Source organism: Saccharibacillus sp. JS10, assembly GCF_024436065.1.
GTDB lineage: Bacteria > Bacillota > Bacilli > Paenibacillales > Paenibacillaceae > Saccharibacillus.
Window position 1 is genome coordinate 649,845 of the sequence record NZ_JANFNS010000001.1, and the last position, 21,576, is coordinate 671,420.

Here is a 21,576-nt window from a genome sequence, read left to right on the forward strand (position 1 = left end):
ATAACGACCGCTTTACTCTACCGTTTGAACATTTCCAGTTTCAGGCGGCGGCGAACTGCGGAGCGTTAACAAATGCGTTTCCGCGGGTGAACCGAGTCGAAGCGGGAAATGACTGGTGCCGATTCCTCGTGTAATCCGCAGCCCTGTCATTCCGCCATCCTCTGCATCAATAAAGTGTGTACCGTCCAGGTATCTTTTATAAAAAGGTTTGGAAGCTGCGGGGCCTACAACAGGCAAACTGATCTGTCCACCGTGCGTATGACCGGCAAACGCATAATTAGCCGAGATCCGACGAAGCGCAACCACCCATTTGGGATCGTGCATCAACACCAGTACACAATCTTCTCGCCGAATACGCGGATCTCCTCTCCACATTCCAGCTGGGCCCAAATCATCGATACCGGCAAGCCAGATTGTACTGCCTCCTCGGTGGATCGGAACATTTTTGCTCCCGAGCGGCTTTACGCCAGCTTCCTCCAATAAACGATCCAATTTTTCCATATGCGGCATATAAGCTTCGTAATCGTGATTGCCATATACGGCGTAAGCAGGGCCTATTGTACGGAGCATCCGCATATTCGCAAGTGTCCGTTCTGGCGGAACGCCGCGATCTGTCAAGTCTCCCGCAATCCATACCATATCTGCTTTACCTTGAAGCGCAGCGATTTCTGCTTCTGGCAGCGAACGACGATGAATATCCGCGATGAAATATACCCGATAGCCGTCAAAAGCTTCTGGCAATCTCGGGATATGCACGTCTTCGTGCACCACTCGAAAAGCCATCGCTTCTTTAACCATATGCACGCCTAGACCTGCTGCCGCGCCTGCTGCCGCCGCAAGAGCTTGCTTCCAACCGATTTTTATTGCCACGGTAACTTCACTCCTGTCGTTTGGGTTCCCCACCAGAGCAAAGTCCCTAGCAGCATAATAAAGAGCAAAATTAACGTATCATAGAACCATTTTGCCAACCGAATCCGTCCTGAAGGATATACCACGCTGCGCGGAGGAAGTTCTTCTTCTACCTCTTGCTCTTGCACAGGTTCTTGAGTCCATACTTTCTTTTCTTCGAATACCGAACGTTCTGTTCTCGGGGTCGTTTCAGGTCTTTGTAACACAGAAGCCGATTGCGTTAGTGCCGGTTCGGCTAACACGCTTCGATTCTCCGGAATCGATAACCTCAATACCGTAGTATCGGAAAGTTTACGCTGATTTTCTTGCCATTCTTGCTTGAACGAAGGACGTTTACGACGCTTCTTTCTTGTACTTGGGTGCCGATCCATGCGGCTCAAATGTTCGCTCATTGTTCGCTCATTTCCTTTCGTTTAATCATGATGCCTGAGATAAAATCTATCAAAAAATGACAAACAATCGGTGCCCATAACGTATCTGATTGAATATAAATCCATCCGAGTCCGTAACTGCTTGCGAATACCCACGCTGTAGGCAGCCAATGCTTCAAATATCGAATATGAATCAAAGCAAAAACGATACTGGTCCAGTACGGCCCTAGATGATACTGAATCGCTCCGCGAAACAACAACTCTTCACAGATCGAGACGATCGCGGCGATCAAAAAGATATGCCATAACGGACGTTTTGCAAATAACATCGCATTAATTCCGCCGTCATCCATATCTTCTTCGCGTCCCCAAATCGTCATCAAAAAGTCGATACCGAACATCACGATTGCCAACCCGATTCCCCAATATAAAAAGTGCCAATTTGGCGGAAGCTCCAATAATTCGAACGGCGTTCTTCCTTGCAGAAAAATCCACACCGTCCCTACTAATAACGTCAAACCTTGAGTCAAATATAAGTTGATTAACAATAATCGATCTGTCAGTTGGACTTGTCCTTTTTTGCGATTGCGCTTGTTGTTATTTTCCATAAATTCATTCCTTAGACGGACTGCATAGGTTCTGCAATTTAGAAAGCGAGTTTCTACTCAAATGATAACGAAATTAAAAGTTCTAATCAAGTTACCCTCTATGTATTCAACCTCTTGAGCGACTTTCAAAATACGTACAGATCAGAAACATTCAGAGCAAATAATTCGGAATTAGCTTCTGAATTCATTTAATAAAAGTATTATCTTTTTACTTTTTTGTTGAAAACCGAATTTACGTTATCTGTTGACACTCTGTGTAACCTTGTGTTAAAGTATGAAAAAATTAACCTGAGCGAAACGCTTTGAAGGAGAATAAACGGGCTTGTCCATCATCAGAGAATCGGTGGTTGGTGTGAACCGATATGGCAATCCGTTTCTGAGCACTCCCGAGCGTCTGTCCGATTCCGCATCTTTATCGCGGCGTAGGCGCAGCCGGTGTCACGCCGTTACCGTGAAGGGTTGGAAGTTCCAACCCGCTAAGGTCGATGTCTGCAAAGAATCGACGAATTAGGGTGGCACCGCGAGACTCTCGTCCCTTTACCGTACTATCGGTATGAGGATGGGAGTCTTTTTATGTGGAAGAATACATGAGCTGCCTTTTTTCTCTCTTTCACTCTCTGCTACAGCAACGCGTCTTTCCATTATTGCAATATCGCTTTTGAGTAATTGAACCCAGGTTTGCCGGAAGTTCCGCAGGCGCGGTAGATTTCCTTGAACATATTAGGTTGAGTGACCCTTTTACAGCGTACCGAAATAAAGGAGGAAAAATGACGATGTTTAAAGTATTGGTATCCGATCCGATCAGTGATTTAGGAATTCAGCAATTGGTGGAAGCTACAGATGTACAGGTTGATAAAAAAACAGGGCTTTCGGAAGCAGAATTGGTCGAAATTATCGGCGATTACGATGCACTGCTTGTACGTAGTCAGACTAAAGTAACCGAAAATGTGATGAACGCCGGCAAAAACCTCAAAGTCGTAGGACGTGCGGGAGTTGGCGTCGATAATATCGATCTTCCGGCAGCTACAGGACGCGGGATTATCGTGATCAATGCACCGGATGGCAATACGATCACGACGTGCGAACATGCTTTTGCAATGATGATGGCGTTAGCGCGTCATATTCCTCAAGCTTATGCCAAAACCGTAAGCGGGCAATGGGATCGTAAATTCCTCGGCGTCGAGCTACGTAACAAAAAACTGGGCGTGCTCGGTATGGGCCGTATCGGCAGCGAAGTAGCGAAGCGTGCCAAAGCATTCGGGATGGACATTTTAGGTTATGATCCGTTCTTGACCGAAGATCGTGCCGAGAAAATGGGAGTCAAACTTTCCAGTGTCGATGACATCGTCAAAAATGCCGACTTCATTACCGTTCATACCCCATTAACACCGGAAACGAAACATATGATCTCTTCGGACCAATTTGCAGTGATGAAAAAAGGAATGCGAATCATCAACTGTGCACGCGGCGGGGTTATTGATGAAATTGCACTCGTTGAAGCAATCAACCAAGGGATTGTAGAAGGTGCTGCTTTCGACGTATTCGAACACGAACCGCCGGCTCCAGATCACCCGTTCCTGAATCATCCTAAAGTGATCGTAACGCCTCACTTGGGTGCTTCGACAGTCGAAGCTCAAGAAAATGTCGCGATCGACGTATCCGAACAAGTACTGCACATCCTGCGCGATGAGCCTTTCAAAAACGCTGTAAACATGCCTCCTGTTGCCAGCAGCGTCATGAACAAGCTTCAACCGTACTTCTCGATCGGCGAAAAACTCGGCAGCTTCGCTTCTCAATTAACCAGCGCGGCTGTAAAATCGATTAAAATCGATTATGCGGGTGAATTATCGGAAGTCGATACGCAACCGCTAAATCGTTATATCATCAAAGGGATTTTGGCTCGCCATCTGGGCGGTGAAGTCAATATCGTCAACTCGCTGCATTTGGCGAAAATTCGCGATTTGAATATTCAAATCAGCAGCTCGTCGGCAACCAAAGGCTTTACGAACCTGATTACGGTCACATTGGTCGAACAAGACGACAAACAACGTTCGGTGTCGGGTACTCTGTTATACGGATATGGCGAACGGATCGTTCAAGTTAACGAGTTCCCGATCGACTCTGCTCCGGATAGCCATCTTCTGCTTATTTCGCATAATGACCAACCGGGTATTATTGGTAGCATGGGTACGCTGCTTGGTCGTAACGAAGTCAATATCGCGACGATGCAAGTAGGTCGTAAAGTAGTAGGCGGCGAAGCCGTGATGCTGCTGAGTGTCGACAAAGAAGTTCCAAAACAAGTATTGACCGAACTCGTTGGACTTCCAGCGATCAATTCGGCGCAAGAAATTACGTTGTAATTCAAAAAAGGTACGTGGCAAATTGCCGCGTACCTTTTTATATATTCATTAGCTGCTCGCTATTGACTTCCTATTTTACGTATCATACATGTCAGATGTCCGGCGTTTCCCAACCTTGGGTCCGCTGAACCGCATTTTGCCAGCGAAGATAAGTTCGTTCGCGCTGCTCTGCTTCCATAGTCGGTTCAAAATGCGCAGCTGGTGGATTAAAGGAACGGAACTGTTCCATTTTCCATATCCTGCTTTGCAAGCCTGCCAACATCGCAGCGCCGAGCGCGGTGGTCTCCGCTTGTTCAGTACGTACGACTTCCAAACCCAAAATATCGGCTTGAAATTGCATCAAGATCTTATTATGTACAGCTCCGCCGTCGACTCGTAACTCACGAAAAGGAATCCCCGAATCTTTTTCCATCGCATCCATGACATCACGTGTTTGCAAAGCCAACGATTCCAAAGTCGCTCGAACAATATGACCCGGCTGAGTTCCTCGCGTTAATCCAAAGATCGCGCCGCGCGCGTACATATCCCAATACGGTGCTCCTAAACCTGTAAAAGCCGGTACAATGACAACGCCGCCCGAATCTTCCACTGATGCTGCCAGTGTTTCTGATTCGCGAGGGTCTTGAATTAACTGCAGCCCGTCTTTGAGCCATTCTACGGCAGCTCCCGCGACAAACACACTGCCTTCTAATGCGTAATGAACTTGCCCTTGCCATCCCCAAGCAATTGTTGATAGCAAGCCATGTGTTGAAATCACACGTTCTTGACCCGTATTCAGCAAAATGAAGCAGCCTGTTCCGTATGTGTTTTTGGCATGACCCGCTTCTACGCAAGCATGACCGAACAACGCGGCTTGTTGATCGCCAAGCACGGAAGCAATCGGAATCTCCGCCCCGTCAAACCATTCTGGGCTAGTCTTTCCGAAATCAGCACCGGACATCAATACTTCAGGAAGGATACATTTTGGAATATTCAACTCGTTAAGAAGTTTCTCATCCCATTGTAGTTGACCGATATCAAATAACATCGTGCGAGAAGCGTTCGTGACGTCTGTCACATAAGAGTTGCCGCCGGTTAACTTCCAGATCAACCAAGTATCCACGGTTCCTGCTAGCAATTCTCCCGCTTCTGCTCGCTCTCTTGCACCGGGAATATGGTCGAGCATCCATGCTATTTTAGTCGCTGAAAAATACGCATCTACAACAAGACCCGTAGTTTCGCGAATATAGGTTTCAAGCCCTTTTTTCTTCAAAACTTCGCACAGCGGAGCTGTACGCCGATCTTGCCATACAATGGCGGGGCCAATCGGTTCCCCGGTTGCCCGATCCCACATCAATGTCGTTTCACGCTGATTGGTAATGCCTATTGCAGCAATCTGCGTAGGTGAAATGCCCGAGAACGAAATCGCTTCGCGAGCGGCTTCAAGTTGACTGTTCCAAATCTCTTTGGGATCGTGTTCAACCTCGCCCGGATTCGGAAAATATTGCGCAAAGTTTCGTTGACCTACTGCAATCGGTTGAGCTTCTTGATCAAAAAGAATTGCCCGAGAACTTGTCGTTCCCTGATCTAAAGCCAAGATATACGTGCCATCCATCCTGCTCATTCCTTTCCTTTATCTATAAAAGAAAACATGCCGGAGTAGGCTCCAGCATGTTGATGATCGAGCTTTTTCCATTCTAATTTGTTGCAACGGTATTCGAAATTCCACGTCCGTTTTTAGGAAGTATCACTCGGAACTTCGTTCCTTCTCCGACGACACTATCGACATGGATTTTACCGCCATGCGCATCGACGATATTTTTGACGATGGCAAGACCTAGCCCTGTTCCACTGGAAGTCGCTCTGGTTCTGGCTTTATCGGCTTTGTAAAAACGTTCAAAAATATAAGGCACGTCTTCCGCAGGAATCCCATGACCTTCATCCGAGACGTAAATCGTCAGCGCTTCGCCATTGGACACCGTAGGTTTGACCGAAATTTTCACTTTGCGACCTGACGGAGTATGACGAAAAGCATTGTCGAGCAAATTCGTCACGACTTGCTCTAGACGATCTTCATCCGCTTGATCCAGCACCAACGGTTCTTCCGCACGTTCCATACTAAATTCCAATTGATCTTCTTTGGCGCGTACCGCAAATTTGCGATATACGCGTTCAACCAATTCGCCAATATCGACGCGTTCGCGAGCGATATCTGCATGCCCGGCTTCCATTCGCGCCAAGTCCAGCAGATCTTTCACCAAGCGTCCCATGCGTAGCGATTCGTCATGAATCACATGCAGCAGTTCACTTTGCTCTTCCGGTGAATTTGCAAATCCGTCGAGCAGCGCTTCGCTATACCCTTGCATCATCGAAAGCGGCGTCCGAATCTCATGCGAAACGTTAGCCACGAAATCTTTACGCATTTTTTCCATATTCACGGCTTCTGTCACATCTCGAAGAACCGCGACCGCTCCGCGAACCTCGTTATCGAGAAATAAAGGCGCCATATTAACCGCCCATACGCTTCGTCTAACGAGCACGTTCGCACTGTGATCTTCTAACGTAGTACGAACTTCATCCAATAATGGGGACAATGGTTCGGGAATACGCCTTTCCGTTGCTGAAAGTTCTTGCGCATTTTCGTCCCAACGGATTTCTGCCCAATCTTCAAGCAGCTTTTCTCCCGCCGGATTCGTCAATTGAACGGTACCTTCGCGATCAAACGTAATCATCGCATCGCTCATACTTCGAAGGACGCCTGCCAATTGTTCTTTTTCAATACTCAAATCCCGAATATTTTCTTCGAGCCTCGCTGCCATTAGGTTAAAGGTACTCGCTAGTTCGCCAATTTCATCATAAGCTTCAACATCGACTCGCGCGGTATAATCGCCTCGACGAATCGAATCTGCCGCATCAATCAGTTGGCGCATCGGTTGCGTGATTTTTTTGAGTAAAAAAAGAGCAAAGACCGTCGTCATCAAAAATCCGGCGATTCCCACATAGATCAACATCCGCTTGACTGCATCCGAATTGGCGAAAGTCAGATCGACGTAAGGAAGCAGGAAAAAGCCAAGAGTCAGCAATACGCAAGCGACAAGCGCAATGATCGTCAACCATAGTTTGCCGACCAGCGTCCGCCACAATGTGCCGACTCGTTCTCTCCATCCCACCATCTTATTTCGGAACCTCAAGTTTGTATCCTACACCCCACACCGTTGTAATCATCGATGCGGAATCAGGCGAAACTTTATTCAACTTTTCACGCAGACGTTTGACATGCGTATCGACGGTACGCAGATCACCGAAAAACTCATAGTTCCAGACGTCTTTAAGCAGTTCTTCACGCGAGAACACTTTATCCGGCGATACGGCTAGATAATGAAGCAACTCGTATTCTTTCGGCGTTAACCCAACTTCATGACCTCCAGCAAGTACGCGATGCGCATCGTGTTCAATAGTCAGATGTGGGAATACAATATTGTTGCTTGTACCGCTTTCTTTCGTCAAATAAGCGGTTGCTGAAGAACGACGCAAGATCGCTTTGACCCGATAAATGACTTCGCGAGGGCTGAATGGCTTCACTACGTAATCATCGGCTCCGACTTCGAAGCCTTGAACGCGGTTAACTTCTTCGCCTTTGGCGGTCAACATCAGTACCGGTGTCGATTTCACTTGACGAAGACGTGCGCAGACTTCGACGCCGTCGATTCCCGGTAACATGACATCCAAAATGACGAGCGTATAATCGCCTTCTGTCGCTTTTTGCAGCGCACTTTCTCCATCTTCGGCTTCGTCAATCTCATAGCCTTCTTTTTCTAGGTACATACGAAGCAAGCGCCGAATACGTTCTTCGTCGTCTACTACGAGAATTCGCTCTATTTGATCTGCCACGCTGCAACAATCCTTTCCAGCAAGTTCTTAATCGTTCTTTTTGTCCAGAAGTTGTCTTAGCTCATTGATTTCACTTTTCGTCAAAGGACGGTGCATGCCTCGTTTAAGGTTTTGCAAATACAGATTCCCCATTGAAATCCGTTTTAGACGCTTCACCGGGTGCGAGATCGCATCGAACATACGGCGAACTTGACGGTTTTTACCCTCGTAGATCGTAATCCGAATCGTCGCTTGCTTTTTCACCTGATCCACGTCGTAATATTCAAGATCAGCTGGAGCCGTCATGCCGTCTTCAAGCTTGATTCCTTTGCGTAATTTTTCTAACGAATCGCCGTGCGGTACACCTTCGACGGTTGCCAGATACGTTTTCGGTACATGGTGACTCGGGTGAGTCAACAATTGTGCCAATTCGCCGTCATTCGTCAAAAGCAGCAGCCCTTCCGAATCATAATCCAGACGACCTACCGGATAGACGCGTTCTTTGACGCCTTTGATATAGTCGGTTACAACTTTGCGACCTTCGGGATCTGTCGCACTTGTAATTACGCCTTTTGGTTTGTTCAGCATCAGATATAGCTTTTGTTGCGCTTTGATTGCGCGTCCGCTCACTGTAATCTCGTCCGTATCCGGATCGACTTTTGTGCCGAGCGTTGTTACCAGTTCGCCGTTAACCTCGACTTTGCCGGCAAGAATAAGTTCCTCACATTTCCGTCTCGAAGCTACCCCTGCCTGGGCTAAAATTTTCTGTAATCGTTCCATAGTCATCCAGTCACCTCATCTTTCATCATACCGACACCTACCTAAAATCACAAGCGTAAGCCTTGCCGGTTTTCGTACATGTACAACGTGTTCTTTCCATATAAATGAATGTAGGCTCTCCTCCTAAATAGGGAGAAGAGCCTTCACTCTTATCTGAGTTCCTTTGTATTCTTGACGCTACTTTTATAAAAAATCACTCGGGAAGCTCAGAATCTGAAATTTCGGTCCACTCTTCTTCGCTAGGTTGCTGCACTTGAGGAGCTGCTTTTCCTGCCAAGTCATTCGATCCAAATAACAACGTTTCTTCTTCCTCCGAACCAATCATCGCTTCAAAAGCCGAAGCATCCGGAAGTTCTTCTAATCCGCCTAGACCGAAGTGATCCAGAAAAGCCTTTGTCGTACCGTACAAAATCGGTCTTCCGATCGCATCTGCACGTCCCGTCTCGACGATTAAACTTTTGTTCGTCAGCGTATGAATCGCCCGTTCGGACTTTACGCCTCGAATTTCTTCGATCTCGATTCGGGTAATCGGTTGACGATACGCGACAATCGCGAGCGTCTCAAGCGCTGCTTGCGACAACGTGGCACGCGACGGCGAATACGCCAAACGTTCGTAATACGTCGAATGCTCCGGCAACGTTGTCAAATGATACGCTCCTGCAAGCTTAGTCACTCGCACGCCTCGAAGAGACTTGCGCATATCGCGCTGAAGACTTTCGACCGCTTTTTGCGCTTCGCTCGGTTTGCTTTCCGTAATTTCGGCAATCTGCCTGACGGTTAGCCCTTCGTCTCCTACTAAAAACAGAAGACCTTCAATAATCGATTTCAACGTCTGCAAATCCATTTGACGCCGTTTCCCCTCTCCACTCCATTACGATGTCGTCGAACAGTTGATCCTGATAGCAGCTTACCTGCTTCATCTTCATCAGTTCAAGTACGGCAAGGAATGTAACGACGATCTCTTGTCTATACATCCGCTCGTTCAACACGCTAGAAAATAAAATACGTCCGCCGGGTCCTGCATTTCGCAGTGCGGCTTCCAATTGCCCGATACGATCTCTGACCGAGATCTCATCGCGGCGAATGGTACTGACGACCGGCTTGTGATCGACTCTTGCCAGCGCACGCTGGAATGCCGACACCAGATCGTCCATATGCAGCCCTTCCAGCGGATTACTTGATTCCTCTGGTAAAAAAGGTGCCAGATCTTCGGGTTCACGGATATAAATACGACCGCGCTCATGTTCTTTTTCGTGCAGTAGACCCGCGATACTTTTATATTTCCGATACTCCGTCAGCCTTCGGATCAGATCTTCCCTAGGATCAAGTTCTTCTTCTTCGTAAAAATCATACTCATCCATTTCCATGATCGGAGGTTTTGGAAGCAACAATTTGCTTTTGATCGAAAGCAATGTCGCTGCCATTACTAAAAATTCGCTCGTCACTTCCAGCTCAAGTTCTTGCATACTTTGCAAATACGTCATATATTGCTCCGTAATTTCGCTGATCGAAATTTGCTGAATATCAATTTCTGCTTTGTCGATCAGATGCAATAACAAGTCAAGCGGCCCTTCGAACGTTTCCAGTTTGTAAAGTACAGTCAAGCTTGTTCCCCTCCGCCTGTATTGAAAACGATTAGCCTTTGAATTGGTGGCTTAGGCTAGCCATTTCCAGCGCAGCAAGCGCCGAATCCCAGCCTTTGTTACCGGCTTTGGTTCCTGCACGCTCAATCGCTTGTTCAATATTTTCGGTGGTGACAACGCCGAAGATCGTCGGAACGCCCGTTTTCAGATTGATCGCGGATACGCCTTTTGCGACTTCGTTGCAAACATAATCGTAATGCGTTGTTGAACCGCGAATTACCGTTCCAAGTGTAATCACCGCATCATATTTTCCGCTTGCCGCCATTTTTTGTGCGATTAACGGGATTTCAAATGCACCCGGAACCCACGCGACGTCGATCTCATGATCTTCGGCGCCGTGGCGTTTCAATGCGTCCAATGCTCCACTAAGTAACTTCGATGTGATAAATTCGTTAAACCGTCCAACTACGATTCCAAACTTATATCCTTTTGATACCAAGTGTCCTTCAAATACATTTGCCATTTGTCATCAACCATCCTTTGTCTATTGTATACCAGATTGACTGGTTTGTAGTCTTCGTTTTACAAATTTCTTGATTCGATTTTAACCTTTTATGACTGGCGTTCACGTCGATACTGAATCAGATCCTGAATGCTAATGAGCTTCATCTGCCATTTGGACGCAAGTTCGACAAGATCCGGCAGACGCGCCATCGTTCCATCTTCATTAATCACTTCGCAAATCACACCGGCTGGCTGCGCGCCGCTCAGTATTGCCAAATCGACTGCGGCTTCGGTATGCCCAGCACGGCTAAGCACTCCACCGGGATTCGCGATCAACGGAAACAAATGTCCGGGGCGACGCAAGTCGTCGGCTACAGTCTCTGGTTTCGCCAGCGATTGAGCGGTCAATGCACGTTCGTGTGCCGATATCCCGGTTGTCGTCGCAATATGATCCACGGAAATCGTAAAAGCTGTGCCATGAAAATCGGTATTACGTGTCGTCATCGGCTCCAATTCAAGGCGCGTCGCTTGCTCTTGGCTAATCGGAACGCACACTAGCCCACGACCTTGCGTAATCATGAAATTGATACTTTCAGGAGTAATACGGTCGGCGAGTGCGATCAAATCGCCTTCGTTTTCCCGATCTTCGTCGTCAACGACGAGTACCATTTTACCGGCTTTGAGTTCGCTTAACGCCTCATCGATCGTATCGAATACGATACGTGTATCCATCTTGGTTCCTCCTATCTTTTGCTGCATCTTGCTTCTGAGTGACTTGCTTTACATAAATCCGTTACGTGATAAAAAGTGTTCGTTGATCGTAGAAGAAGCCTGATTACGCTTAGAATCCGACTTACCGAAATTCAGCAGATGCTCGACGTATTTGCCCAAAATATCGCACTCGATATTGACTGAGCTGCCGACTTTTTTGTGCTGGAGAGCGGTGTCATTGAGCGTAAGCGGGATAATCGATACACTGAAATGATCGCCGTCCGCTTCTGTCACGGTTAGGCTGATTCCGTCTATGGCGATCGATCCTTTGCCGATGATATAGCGCATCATATGCGGATCGTCTGCACTGAGCGTGAACCATACTGCGTTCTGATCCCGCTGAATCGACTGAATATAAGCTGTACCGTCTACATGCCCTTGCACGATATGCCCACCAAACCGTCCATTGGCGACTAACGCTCGTTCCAAATTGACAAAGCTTCCGCTAGTGAGACCGCTAAGATTACTGCTTCGATAAGTCTGAGGCATGACATCTGCGGTAAAAAAATCTTGTCCATAACTCGTTACCGTCAGACATACTCCGTTGACCGCGATACTATCTCCAATCGATACATGTTCTAGCACTTTTTTGGCTCCAAGTGTCAGTACCATCGCTTCGCCGCGTCGATCGGTACGCCTTAAAGTTCCGATTTCTTCGATCAATCCGGTAAACATCTGCATCCCTCCTTTTCTTGATTTTTATCAAACCTACCGTAGTCGGCACTCTATTTTGGGTATAGAAAAGCCCCGCATTCGGACGAACGTCCAAAGCGGGGCTTGAGATTGAAAAACGAAAAAAGGCAGATTTGCCGAAAATTCGCAGCACAAATTAAACGTAGCTACGTTTTTCTATAGCGTATACGCAAAAAACCGAATGTTTATCGGCATTTTGACAAAATACGCATAGCAAATAAAACAGTTCGTTTTCTCTTTCTCCCATCCAGACTTTAACTGTCGGTCTCGGAATTACACCGAGTCAGCCGAACGTTTCTGATTACTTACAGAAGACGTTCGGGTCACGGACTTCGATCAACACTCTGAATAAGAGCACGATCGTCACCGCCGGTGGGGAATTTCGCCCCGCCCCGAAAGAGTATGACATATTGAGTTACCGAAGAACGGTATTGGTTACGATGGTAGCACGGCGAAAGCAAAAAATCAATTATCGCTTCTTTTTTCGCTGCGCATTTTTGGAAGGCGGTGCTGAGTTTCGTTTGACAGGCGTGCGATTTGGCACATTGGGCGTAGCAGGTCCGGCACCTCGTCTACCTTTTTTGCCCGAGTACCAAAATCCCCAAGCACAAATGACCAAGATCATAAACGGATACATTGCAGTGCCATTCGGCCACGGCAATACAAGTAACATCAGCAGCGCAATCGCAAAAAATAGTCCATAACCGATTTGAAAAATACGGTGCATCATCGAGCAAAACCCCTTTTTCAGACTTGATAGGCAAGTAAAATGTAGTTGAATTTACTATACACGATGTAGACCGAAAACGGTTAACTTTGAAAAAGACATAAAGCGCAGTGTGAAAATTTATTCTGCCTCTTCTGTTTTTTTCAATTTTCTAGGTAGCTTTGGATCAAGCTGATACCACTTGTACAATCCGATATCACGATTAGTAAAAATAAACTGGGTACTAGGATCATCAGCAAAAGTAACATAGACAGGATATTTAGGCAGTACGCTTAATTTAGCTTTAACATTTAGGATATCGCTCTCTTTATATCCTTCTTCTACAATCAGATATTCTTTCAGTTGTTTTTCAAGAGAATTAAATCGATACTGGAAAAACAAAAAAACTGAGCCAGCGATTGCAATAAGAATGACAAGAGTTGTAAGCCAAAATTTCTTTTTTCGCATATCGTCTTCCTCCTTACCTTCAATTCATTTATAACTCATTATAAGTTGTACTTTTGAAATGAATAAAGAATATAAAGTAAACCATCTATTACAAATTAAATGAGAGTTGCTAAAAGCAACTCTCATTTAATTTTACTGTAATTTGAAGTTATATTATTTACAAAAACTCCAAGTTCATTCAGCAAAGTCGTATCGTTCATTGGATTTTTAGCCGCTTTTGTAGGTTTCGAAAAAACGATTAACTATACAAATAAAACAGATATTAAGTTTCGTGCTCCAGCAACGTCGTACCGATCTCGCTAAGCATCTTATCATCTCTGCAAAGAGCATAAACGTCCGTATACTTGCTTACAAAGTCCATCCCTCTGCGTATATTAAGTTTATGAATCTCCGATATAGATTCTTCAAATGGCAGATGACTGGTTTGAGCTAAGCTGACGATGTGTTCGATATGTAGGGTTGTGTATCCTATACGCTTAAGATCTTCTGGGGTCATTTTGATTCCGCCTTTACTTTCCCGTCATCGGGTTTATTGAAGCTGCTAAAAGATTCCTATCATACATAATAATCTTATTTTACATGAAAGCAACACAAAAAGCCTGTATGTGATGTACAGGCTTTTTGTGTTGTTTTTCGATTATTCCGTTACGACTTTAACTTCTTTCATCTTGTCGCCTTGTTGCACGCCATCGATGAATTCCATACCGCTGATAACTTTACCGAAGACTGTGTGAACACCGTCCAAGTGCGGTTGTGGGCCGTAGCAGATGAAGAACTGGCTTCCGCCTGTGTTTTTGCCTGCGTGTGCCATCGACAATACGCCTTTAGCGTGTTTGGTTACATTTGTCGAAGTTTCGCAGTCGATTTGCCAACCTGGACCGCCTGTACCGTTACCGTTAGGGTCTCCGCCTTGAGCGACGAAACCCGGGATTACACGGTGGAAAGACAATCCGTTGTAGAAACCGGAGTTTGCCAATTTTTCAAAGTTTGCTACAGTGTTCGGTGCTTCTTCTGGCAAAAATTCGATCTCAACGTTGCCGCCGTTTTCAAGCTCGATATATCCTTTTTTCATCATCTTCATCTCCTTTAAATTCGTAAATCTTTTCTCTTCTGCCGAAAAACTCTGTTCAAACTCTATTTCGGCAACCTTTATCAGTTTACCTGAAAAAGAGAAACAAAGCAAAGGATGAACGTCAATCCAATCAGCAAAAAAAGAGCAGCTTTCGCTACTCTTTCCTTATGTTGAGATAAAAAGATTACTTCGCTTCTACCGCCTGTTTTGCCAAACGTGCCGGAATAACATCGTTACCTGTGATGTTTTCCAGACTTTCGCGGCGTACCACGATATCGCTTTGACCGTCTTTAACAAAGACAACAGCTGGACGACGAATCCGGTTGTAGTTGCTTGCCATCGCGTAGTTGTAAGCGCCTGTGCAAGCAACAGCCAGCAGATCTCCAGGGTTCGGAGTCGGTAATTCCAAGTCCCAGATCAACATATCGCCGCTTTCGCAGCATTTTCCGGCAATCGATACCGTTTCTTCGTTCGCGTCACCCGCACGGTTTGCGAGCATCGCTTCATACTGGGATTCATACAAAGCTGGACGTGGGTTATCGGTCATCCCGCCGTCTACCGCCACGTATTTACGTACGCCCGGAATATCTTTGCTTGTGCCTACCGTATACAGCGTCGTTCCTGCATCGCCTACGATGCTGCGACCCGGTTCGACCCAAATTTGCGGAAGCTGCGAACCGATCCCCGCAAAATGCTTTTTCACGGCATCTGTGATCGATTTAACGTATTCCGACACTTCCAGCGGCGTATCGCCTTCTGTATAACGGATACCGAAGCCGCCGCCTAAGTTCACGACTTTGCATTCTACGCCCAGTTGCTCTTGAATTTGACGGGCAAAACCAGCCACGCGCTCTACCGCCATTTCAAAACCGTCTGTTTCGAAAATTTGCGAACCGATATGCGAGTGCAGACCGAGCAAGTTCAAATTCGCTAGAGACGCCGCTGTTTTGACCGCTTCGATCGCCGTACCGTTTTGAATATCGAAACCGAATTTCGAATCGGTCTGTCCGGTCGAAATATATTCGTGCGTATGAGCTTCGACGCCAGGCGTTACACGCAAAAGAACATTCACTTGCACGCCGCGCTCTGCCGCGATCGCTTGCAACATTTGAAGTTCGGTAAAGTTATCTGCAACGAAACAGCCGATTTGAGCATCTAGCGCCATTTCGATCTCGTCAGGCGTTTTGTTATTGCCGTGGAAATGAATCCGCTGCGCAGGGAAACCGGCTTGCAATGCGGTATGAAGCTCGCCGTCGGATACGATGTCCAGCGACATGCCTTCTTCGTCTGCAATTCGGCACATGGCAAGCGTACTGAACGCTTTGCTCGCATACGCGACTTGGAAAGTCAGACCCGACGCTTCAAAAGCTTGACGGTACTCTCGTGCACGGCGGCGAATCAATTCTTCATCCATGATATAAAGCGGAGTGCCATACGTCTGTTTCAGCTCAACGACGTCGCATCCTCCGATTTCCAAATGCCCTGCGGCATTGATTTTACTTGTTCCGTGCATATACATAATAAATTCCTCCGATGTGTTCCGGGATTTGTTCCCAGTATAACAGACCTTGAAGTTTGCACTGAATGGATTAAACCGCAGTTGTTTTGTATTTTTTAAGCACGCGGATGATGTAATTCATACACTTCTTTCATGTTCCGCTTCATCACATGCGTATAAATTTGCGTCGTTGAAATATCCGAATGTCCCAGCATTTCTTGCACCGAACGCAAATCCGCTCCATTTTCAAGCAGATGCGCGGCAAACGAATGACGAAGCGTATGCGGCGTTATATCGGTCTGGATTTGCGTCGTTGCCGCGTACTTTTTGATAATCTTCCAGAATCCTTGACGCGTTAGCCTTGTACCCAATTGATTTAAAAATAGTGCATGTTCGTCTTCTTGCTTCAGCAGCTGATCTCGCATCGAGTGCAAATAGCTTGCAACCGCTTCGGCAGTCATTCGTCCGATTGGCACAATACGCTCTTTGCCTGCTGCGCCGCAGCGCAAATATTTGAGCTCCAAATCAATATCGCCGAGGTTCAATGCAATCAGCTCCGATACGCGAATCCCGGTCGCATAGAGTACTTCCAGCATCGCTTTATCCCGAACGCCTTGTGCTGTCGAAAGATCAGGCGCTTCAAGCAATCGCTCCACCTCGGCAACCGTCAACACAACAGGTAATTTTTTCTCTGCTTTGGGTGTATCCAAATCCATTGAAGGATCTTGCGAGACAATGGATGAACGAATCAGATGGTGAAAAAAGGAACGGATCGATACGGAAGCACGAATCACGGTAGAAGATGCTTTTCCCGAACGTTTCATTTCATTCAAATAAGCCGCGATATGCGATTTACGCACGTCTTGTACTTCTGTAATACCCCGGCTTTCCGCAAACTCTATGAACTGGGCCAAATCTCGCCGATACGATTCCAATGTACTTGCAGAACGTCCTTTTTCTTCAGACATATACGTAATAAACGCATCCAAATGCGTATTCAATACAGGACCTCCTCTACACTTTGCTTAAGGAACACCGCTTGCTGCCGTTTCAGGCGAACCGTCAAATCCTTGTTGAAGATAAAGATTCCACGTCAAAAAGAAATCTCCTGCTTCTAAAAAATTCGATTTGAAAAATTCACTACAAAAAGCCCCGACAGATCGATGAGGATCTATCGGAGCTATGGGTATACGTATAAGTAACTTAACTTTTATCGTCTTCTTTATCACGGCAACGATAGCATATGCCTTGAAAATCAAGTCGGTGATCCAACACGGTAAACCGATATTCGCTTTCCAGTCGTTCTTCCAGCGGTAATAACCAGTCTTCGCGAATCTCATCCATACTGCCGCATTGCACACAGATCAAGTGATGATGATGGTGCTTATTGGATTCGCCTCTTAGATCATAGCGCGATACCCCGTCCCCAAAGTTCAGCTTTTCGACAACGTGCATTTCACTGAGTAATTCCAATGTCCGATACACGGTAGCCAGCCCGATTTCTGGTGCTTTTTGTTTAACCAGCATGAACACATCTTCCGCGCTCAGATGGTCTTCTTCGTTTTCCAGCAACACGCGAACGGTAGCTTCTCGCTGGGGCGTCAATTTGTATCCCTTGGATTGCAGTTGTTGTTTGATTTTATCGATCCGCGTTTCCATAGCTTCTCCTCCCCCTCGGAGCATGCCCGTTCTTGCCGGCCGTTCTCCAGTCAAACTCACGTTCCCTATTATAAAAGTTACAGGGGTTTAAAGTCAAACATTTAGCGACCGATTATAGCGGCCATTTGCCAGTTAGTTGACGAATTTGCCAAGCATACAAAGCCATGATCGTTTTGGCATCGCTGATTTTACCGGAACGCATATGTTCAAAAGCTTCATCCAACGTAATTTCTGTCAATTCCAAAAATTCATCTTCATCCGGCTGCAGCGTGCCTACCGTTAGTTCTTCCGCTACATAAAAATGAATAATTTCGTCCGCAAACCCAGGCGATGTATAAAAAGAAGACAAATGAATCAGCTCTGGTGCTTTGTAGCCCGTTTCTTCTTCTAACTCACGAGCCGCCGCTTCACGAGGATCTTCGCCCGGTTCAAGCTTCCCTGCCGGAATCTCGATTTCGGTACGCCCGAGTGGCTGACGAAATTGCTCGACGACCAGAAGTTTGTCGTCTTTGATCGCCAATACGGCAACCGCACCCGGATGTTTGACGATCTCGCGGCTTGCTGTTGTCCCGTCAGACAATTCTACGGTATCGACTTGAACTTTAATCACTTTGCCGTCAAAAATCGGAGTGGTTCCGACTGTTTTTTCCCACAACTTTTCTTTACCTGCTTCCATATCCATAACCCACCTCTCTGAATTAAAAAAGATCAAAAACCGAACTTAATTGCGTACGGATTGACGTACAATTTCAACCACAAATTCAGCCAAGCGACTTAGATCGTCTACTTTAATTTTTTCGTTGGTCGTGTGGATATTCTCATAGCCTACAGACAAGTTGACAGTCGGCACGCCAAAACCATTAAATACATTGGCATCGCTGCCTCCGCCGGATTGGAACGTTCGACCGCTTAAGCCGAGTACGCCCGCTGCTTGTTGAGCCAACTGAACGACTTCGGAATCTTCGGTGTGATTGAAAGATGGGTAGATCACTTGGCTTTCAAAAACAGCTTCGGCTCCAAACTCCGCACATGCCGACTCTAGCGCTTCTTTCATCGAAGACACTTGCGCATCGACTTTTGCTTGAACCGTACTACGGGCTTCAGCAATAAGCTGTGCGTAGTCGATCACGACGTTGGTTGCACCGCTACCGGAAAAGCTCCCAATATTCGCGGTCGTATCGTTGTCGATCCGTCCTAATTTCATACGGGAAATCGCTTTGCCCGCAACTTGGATCGCACTGATTCCGTCTTCCGGATTCACGCCGGCATGCGCCGATTTTCCGTGTACTTCCATCATGATTTTGACTTGAGCAGGTGCAGATACGGCGATTTCGCCGATTTGACCGTTCGAATCGACCGCAAAGCCGAGATCGGCATCCAGCAGTGAAGCGTCCATAGCGCGTGCGCCCATCAGACCCGATTCTTCGCCAGCTGTAATGATAAACTGAATCTGTCCGTGCGGAATCTGTTGTTCGCGAAGCACGCGGATCAATTCGAACAATGTCGCAACGCCTGCTTTGTCATCTGCGCCTAGAATCGTATCGCCGGAACTTGTAATCCAGCCGTCTTCATGGACAACCGGCTTCACGCCGACTCCCGGAAGCACCGTATCCATATGGCAAGTGAAAAATAGTTTCGGTGCGTCTACGCCTTCGGTAGCTGGAAGCAACGCGATCAAATTACCTGCTCCGTGCCCGGAACGTGAAGCCGAATCATCTTCGACCACTTCAAGACCATGCAATTTAAATTTGTTAATGAGAACGTCGGCGATTAACCGTTCGTTTTTTGTTTCGCTATCGATCTGTACCAATTCCAAAAATTCATGTAACAATCGCTGCGTATCGATCATAAAACTTCCCTCCGCTTTCTTGATGCGTTAAAATAGATACCATGACGGTTATCGCGCGCCTGCTCTGGATGACGGACGGCAAAACCGATGCTATGGTCTATCTTACTCGTAATTCTGTGAAATTCCAAAAATGCACGTTATTATATTGACGAAAAGAGGTTTGACGGTTTCATGCAAAATAAAAGATGGTTTAAAATGTTTATTTGGCTCATGATTATCGCGATGGTAGGCTCGGTGTTCCTCGGGCTTGTGCAAGTGTTCTTTTAAGTGGATTCGTGTGTGGAAGCGAAAAGGCTACAAGAGGGATTCGTTGCGGTCGCGTGTTGAAATTAAGAAAATAGATTTAACTTTTATTATGAGTTTTCTCAATTTCAAAGGCGAACATTTCATTCCTTACTGAATCCCTCTTTCCGCCTTTTCGCTTCTAGTTACTTCAAACTTTTACAAACATCAAAAGCGCCCGAACGATTTATGTTCGGGCGCTTTTTTGTTGCATTGGCTTAATATAATTTTGTATCGGCGGAGTAGCCTTCTAGGTTTTCTTTGACGCGTTGCAGGAAGCGACCGCAGATCAAGCCGTCAAGGATACGGTGATCGAGGGACAAACAGAAGTTTGCCATCGAGCGAACGCCAACCATATCGTTGATCACGACTGGGCGTTTGACGATCGATTCGAATGTTAATTGAGCCGCTTGCGGGTAATTGATGATCGGCTGAGACAAGATCGAACCGAACGACCCGGTATTGTTCACGGTGAATGTACCGCCTTGCATATCGTCGAGCTTCAATGTGCGTTCGCGTGTACGACGAGCGAGATCTTCGATCTCCATCGCCAGACCCGCGATATTTTTTTGATCCGCTTTTTTGATGACCGGCGTTAATACCGAATCTTCGGTACCTACCGCAAGCGAAATATTGATATCGCGTTTGACGATGATTTTGTCCACTGCCCATACGGAGTTCATGATTGGGTAGTCTTTGATCGCGTTCACTACCGCTTTGATCACAAAAGCAGGGTAGGTCAAGTTGACGCCTTCTTTGCGTTTGAACTCTTCTTTATGTGTATTGCGAAGTTTGACCAGATTGGTCATATCGACTTCGATCATCATCCAGCCGTGCGGAATCTCGGAGACACTTTGACGCATACGCGTCGCGATCGTATTTCGAATCGGCGTGATGTCGATATACGTTTCGTTGCTGCCGCGTCCACCGTCTTCGATCTCGATCTTCGGAAGCGGAGGATTTTCGCTTAAGTGTAGCCCGGAATGACGGACTTCGTTTTGCGGCGCCGGTGCCGCAAATCTAGGCGGCTGCGGCGTTCCCGAAGAAACGACGACCGGCTCTGCCGAAGGAGCAGATGCTGCGGAAGCTTGCGCCGCTCCGCCTTGTGCGACGTATTGAAGCACGTCTTTGCGCGTAACGCGTCCGCCCATCCCAGTACCTGTGAGGGTAGAAGGATCTAGGTTATGTTGCGCAGCGAGAGCTTGTACGGCTGGCGAGTAGCGAGCCATTCCTGCCGAGCTTCCGACCGAAGCTGCTGGACGCGCAGCTGGAGTGGATTGCGGCGAAGTCGACGCCGAAACTTCGGACGTTGCTGGCGCGGAAGAACCTGCGCCTTCTTCGCTATGGGTTACAATGCGGCAGATCACTTCGCCTACTGCGATCTCTTGGCCTTCTGCGGCGAGTAGTTCGCCCATCACGCCTTCTTCGGTAGACGGAATCTCAGCATTGACTTTATCGGTAATGACTTCGCAGATCGGCTCGTAAAGATCGATCGTATCTCCCGGACGTTTGAGCCATTTGGCGATTGTCGCAGAGACGAGCGATTCGGCGAGTTGCGGCATCGTGATATCTTTTTGCGTAGAATTTGATGTACTCATTACATTCACTCCTCTT

Annotated in this window: 23 protein-coding genes, 1 pseudogene and 1 riboswitch; of the genes and pseudogenes, 3 read left to right on the forward strand and 21 right to left on the reverse strand. The window is 46.9% G+C overall.

All coding sequences use genetic code 11. The features are described from left to right. Positions 1-12: 12 nt before the first annotated feature. From NOM90_RS02980 to NOM90_RS02990, 3 genes are read right to left on the reverse strand one after another with little or no spacing between them, the layout of a single operon-like run. A complete protein-coding gene (locus NOM90_RS02980; RefSeq protein ID WP_255939880.1) occupies positions 13-870 on the reverse strand; it encodes a metallophosphoesterase in 858 nt (285 codons plus the stop codon). Then, positions 861-1,301, reverse strand: a complete 441-nt coding sequence (locus NOM90_RS02985) for a hypothetical protein (RefSeq protein ID WP_255939881.1) — start codon at positions 1,299-1,301, stop codon at positions 861-863. The genes NOM90_RS02980 and NOM90_RS02985 overlap by 10 nt, the downstream gene beginning before the upstream one ends. Next, positions 1,298-1,888, reverse strand: coding sequence for a type II CAAX endopeptidase family protein (locus NOM90_RS02990; RefSeq protein ID WP_255939883.1), 591 nt, complete (start codon positions 1,886-1,888; stop codon positions 1,298-1,300). Before NOM90_RS02990 ends, NOM90_RS02985 begins: the two co-directional genes overlap by 4 nt. Before the next feature lie 322 nt (positions 1,889-2,210). Here NOM90_RS02990 and NOM90_RS02995 point away from each other — a divergent pair, with 322 nt between their 5' ends. Together NOM90_RS02995 and serA are read left to right on the forward strand one after the other, a co-directional pair. Further along, a complete protein-coding gene (locus tag NOM90_RS02995) occupies positions 2,211-2,399 on the forward strand; it encodes a hypothetical protein (RefSeq protein ID WP_255939884.1) in 189 nt (62 codons plus the stop codon). Between the two features lie 262 nt (positions 2,400-2,661). Then, positions 2,662-4,248 carry a phosphoglycerate dehydrogenase gene (gene serA / locus NOM90_RS03000; protein WP_255939885.1) on the forward strand — a complete coding sequence of 529 codons (1,587 nt, stop codon included), beginning with the start codon at positions 2,662-2,664 and terminating at the stop codon, positions 4,246-4,248. 91 nt (positions 4,249-4,339) lie between these two features. Here serA and glpK read toward each other — a convergent pair whose 3' ends face one another. The 17 genes and pseudogenes from glpK to NOM90_RS03085 all read right to left on the reverse strand — a co-directional run bounded on the left by glpK (position 4,340) and on the right by NOM90_RS03085 (position 19,680). Then, complete coding sequence (gene glpK / locus NOM90_RS03005) at positions 4,340-5,842, reverse strand: glycerol kinase GlpK (RefSeq protein WP_255939886.1); 1,503 nt, start codon at positions 5,840-5,842, stop codon at positions 4,340-4,342. Between the two features lie 82 nt (positions 5,843-5,924). Further along, complete coding sequence (locus NOM90_RS03010; RefSeq protein WP_255939887.1) at positions 5,925-7,400, reverse strand: HAMP domain-containing sensor histidine kinase; 1,476 nt, start codon at positions 7,398-7,400, stop codon at positions 5,925-5,927. A gap of 1 nt (position 7,401) precedes the next feature. Beyond that, complete coding sequence (locus NOM90_RS03015) at positions 7,402-8,118, reverse strand: response regulator transcription factor (RefSeq protein ID WP_255939889.1); 717 nt, start codon at positions 8,116-8,118, stop codon at positions 7,402-7,404. Between the two features lie 27 nt (positions 8,119-8,145). After that, positions 8,146-8,877 (reverse strand): pseudouridine synthase, encoded by a 732-nt coding sequence (locus NOM90_RS03020; RefSeq protein ID WP_255940533.1) that lies wholly within the window; start codon positions 8,875-8,877, stop codon positions 8,146-8,148. A 193-nt stretch (positions 8,878-9,070) separates the two neighbouring features. Then, on the reverse strand, positions 9,071-9,721 hold the full coding sequence (gene scpB / locus NOM90_RS03025; RefSeq protein ID WP_255939891.1) for an SMC-Scp complex subunit ScpB: 651 nt from the start codon (positions 9,719-9,721) through the stop codon (positions 9,071-9,073). After that, positions 9,690-10,481 (reverse strand): segregation and condensation protein A, encoded by a 792-nt coding sequence (locus tag NOM90_RS03030; RefSeq protein WP_255939893.1) that lies wholly within the window; start codon positions 10,479-10,481, stop codon positions 9,690-9,692. The genes scpB and NOM90_RS03030 overlap by 32 nt, the downstream gene beginning before the upstream one ends. Positions 10,482-10,512: 31 nt before the next feature. Beyond that, the gene (gene ribH / locus NOM90_RS03035) at positions 10,513-10,983 is read right to left on the reverse strand and encodes a 6,7-dimethyl-8-ribityllumazine synthase (protein ID WP_255939895.1); all 471 of its coding nucleotides are present in this window, start codon (positions 10,981-10,983) and stop codon (positions 10,513-10,515) included. A 95-nt stretch (positions 10,984-11,078) separates the two neighbouring features. Continuing rightward, a pseudogene (gene ribB, locus NOM90_RS03040) lies at positions 11,079-11,696 on the reverse strand (3,4-dihydroxy-2-butanone-4-phosphate synthase); the annotation flags it as partial. 48 nt (positions 11,697-11,744) lie between these two features. Beyond that, complete coding sequence (gene ribE / locus NOM90_RS03045) at positions 11,745-12,410, reverse strand: riboflavin synthase (protein WP_255939897.1); 666 nt, start codon at positions 12,408-12,410, stop codon at positions 11,745-11,747. Between the two features lie 249 nt (positions 12,411-12,659). Then, positions 12,660-12,832: riboswitch (FMN riboswitch) on the reverse strand. A gap of 65 nt (positions 12,833-12,897) precedes the next feature. Then, positions 12,898-13,158, reverse strand: a complete 261-nt coding sequence (locus tag NOM90_RS03050) for a hypothetical protein (protein WP_255939898.1) — start codon at positions 13,156-13,158, stop codon at positions 12,898-12,900. A gap of 117 nt (positions 13,159-13,275) precedes the next feature. Continuing rightward, on the reverse strand, positions 13,276-13,602 hold the full coding sequence (locus NOM90_RS03055; protein ID WP_255939900.1) for a DUF3139 domain-containing protein: 327 nt from the start codon (positions 13,600-13,602) through the stop codon (positions 13,276-13,278). Positions 13,603-14,239: 637 nt separating this feature from the next. Further along, a complete protein-coding gene (locus NOM90_RS03060) occupies positions 14,240-14,674 on the reverse strand; it encodes a peptidylprolyl isomerase (protein ID WP_255940534.1) in 435 nt (144 codons plus the stop codon). A gap of 184 nt (positions 14,675-14,858) precedes the next feature. Beyond that, a complete protein-coding gene (gene lysA, locus NOM90_RS03065; RefSeq protein ID WP_255939901.1) occupies positions 14,859-16,193 on the reverse strand; it encodes a diaminopimelate decarboxylase in 1,335 nt (444 codons plus the stop codon). Between the two features lie 95 nt (positions 16,194-16,288). After that, positions 16,289-17,173: a site-specific tyrosine recombinase XerD gene (gene xerD / locus NOM90_RS03070; protein WP_255939903.1), complete on the reverse strand. Its 885-nt coding sequence runs from the start codon at positions 17,171-17,173 to the stop codon at positions 16,289-16,291. Positions 17,174-17,375: 202 nt separating this feature from the next. Continuing rightward, positions 17,376-17,831 carry a ferric iron uptake transcriptional regulator gene (gene fur, locus NOM90_RS03075; protein WP_255939904.1) on the reverse strand — a complete coding sequence of 152 codons (456 nt, stop codon included), beginning with the start codon at positions 17,829-17,831 and terminating at the stop codon, positions 17,376-17,378. Positions 17,832-17,943: 112 nt separating this feature from the next. Then, entirely contained in the window at positions 17,944-18,507 is a 564-nt protein-coding gene (locus NOM90_RS03080) for an NUDIX domain-containing protein (protein ID WP_255939906.1), read from the reverse strand. Between the two features lie 45 nt (positions 18,508-18,552). After that, complete coding sequence (locus NOM90_RS03085; RefSeq protein ID WP_255939907.1) at positions 18,553-19,680, reverse strand: M20/M25/M40 family metallo-hydrolase; 1,128 nt, start codon at positions 19,678-19,680, stop codon at positions 18,553-18,555. 171 nt (positions 19,681-19,851) lie between these two features. On the opposite strand from NOM90_RS03085, the gene prli42 reads away from it, so the two are divergent. After that, complete coding sequence (prli42, locus tag NOM90_RS03090; protein ID WP_255939908.1) at positions 19,852-19,947, forward strand: stressosome-associated protein Prli42; 96 nt, start codon at positions 19,852-19,854, stop codon at positions 19,945-19,947. 233 nt (positions 19,948-20,180) lie between these two features. Here the strand turns inward: prli42 and NOM90_RS03095 are convergent, their stop codons facing one another. Then, a complete protein-coding gene (locus NOM90_RS03095; RefSeq protein WP_255939909.1) occupies positions 20,181-21,560 on the reverse strand; it encodes a dihydrolipoamide acetyltransferase family protein in 1,380 nt (459 codons plus the stop codon). Positions 21,561-21,576: the final 16 nt, after the last annotated feature.

Bases quoted from the DNA above. Each gene is read 5' to 3' on its own strand.
- serA (WP_255939885.1), top strand. From the start codon at position 2,662: ATGTTTAAAGTATTGGTATCCGATCCGATCAGTGATTTAGGAATTCAG.
- lysA (WP_255939901.1), bottom strand. From the start codon at position 16,193: ATGTATATGCACGGAACAAGTAAAATCAATGCCGCAGGGCATTTGGAA.
- scpB (WP_255939891.1), bottom strand. From the start codon at position 9,721: ATGGATTTGCAGACGTTGAAATCGATTATTGAAGGTCTTCTGTTTTTA.
- NOM90_RS03080 (WP_255939906.1), bottom strand. From the start codon at position 18,507: ATGGAAGCAGGTAAAGAAAAGTTGTGGGAAAAAACAGTCGGAACCACT.
- ribE (WP_255939897.1), bottom strand. From the start codon at position 12,410: ATGTTTACCGGATTGATCGAAGAAATCGGAACTTTAAGGCGTACCGAT.
- NOM90_RS02990 (WP_255939883.1), bottom strand. From the start codon at position 1,888: ATGGAAAATAACAACAAGCGCAATCGCAAAAAAGGACAAGTCCAACTG.
- NOM90_RS03020 (WP_255940533.1), bottom strand. From the start codon at position 8,877: ATGGAACGATTACAGAAAATTTTAGCCCAGGCAGGGGTAGCTTCGAGA.
- NOM90_RS03060 (WP_255940534.1), bottom strand. From the start codon at position 14,674: ATGAAAAAAGGATATATCGAGCTTGAAAACGGCGGCAACGTTGAGATC.
- NOM90_RS03095 (WP_255939909.1), bottom strand. From the start codon at position 21,560: ATGAGTACATCAAATTCTACGCAAAAAGATATCACGATGCCGCAACTC.
- ribH (WP_255939895.1), bottom strand. From the start codon at position 10,983: ATGGCAAATGTATTTGAAGGACACTTGGTATCAAAAGGATATAAGTTT.
- glpK (WP_255939886.1), bottom strand. From the start codon at position 5,842: ATGGATGGCACGTATATCTTGGCTTTAGATCAGGGAACGACAAGTTCT.
- NOM90_RS03050 (WP_255939898.1), bottom strand. From the start codon at position 13,158: ATGATGCACCGTATTTTTCAAATCGGTTATGGACTATTTTTTGCGATT.
- NOM90_RS03010 (WP_255939887.1), bottom strand. From the start codon at position 7,400: ATGGTGGGATGGAGAGAACGAGTCGGCACATTGTGGCGGACGCTGGTC.
- NOM90_RS03055 (WP_255939900.1), bottom strand. From the start codon at position 13,602: ATGCGAAAAAAGAAATTTTGGCTTACAACTCTTGTCATTCTTATTGCA.
- NOM90_RS03085 (WP_255939907.1), bottom strand. From the start codon at position 19,680: ATGATCGATACGCAGCGATTGTTACATGAATTTTTGGAATTGGTACAG.
- prli42 (WP_255939908.1), top strand. From the start codon at position 19,852: ATGCAAAATAAAAGATGGTTTAAAATGTTTATTTGGCTCATGATTATC.
- NOM90_RS02985 (WP_255939881.1), bottom strand. From the start codon at position 1,301: ATGAGCGAACATTTGAGCCGCATGGATCGGCACCCAAGTACAAGAAAG.
- fur (WP_255939904.1), bottom strand. From the start codon at position 17,831: ATGGAAACGCGGATCGATAAAATCAAACAACAACTGCAATCCAAGGGA.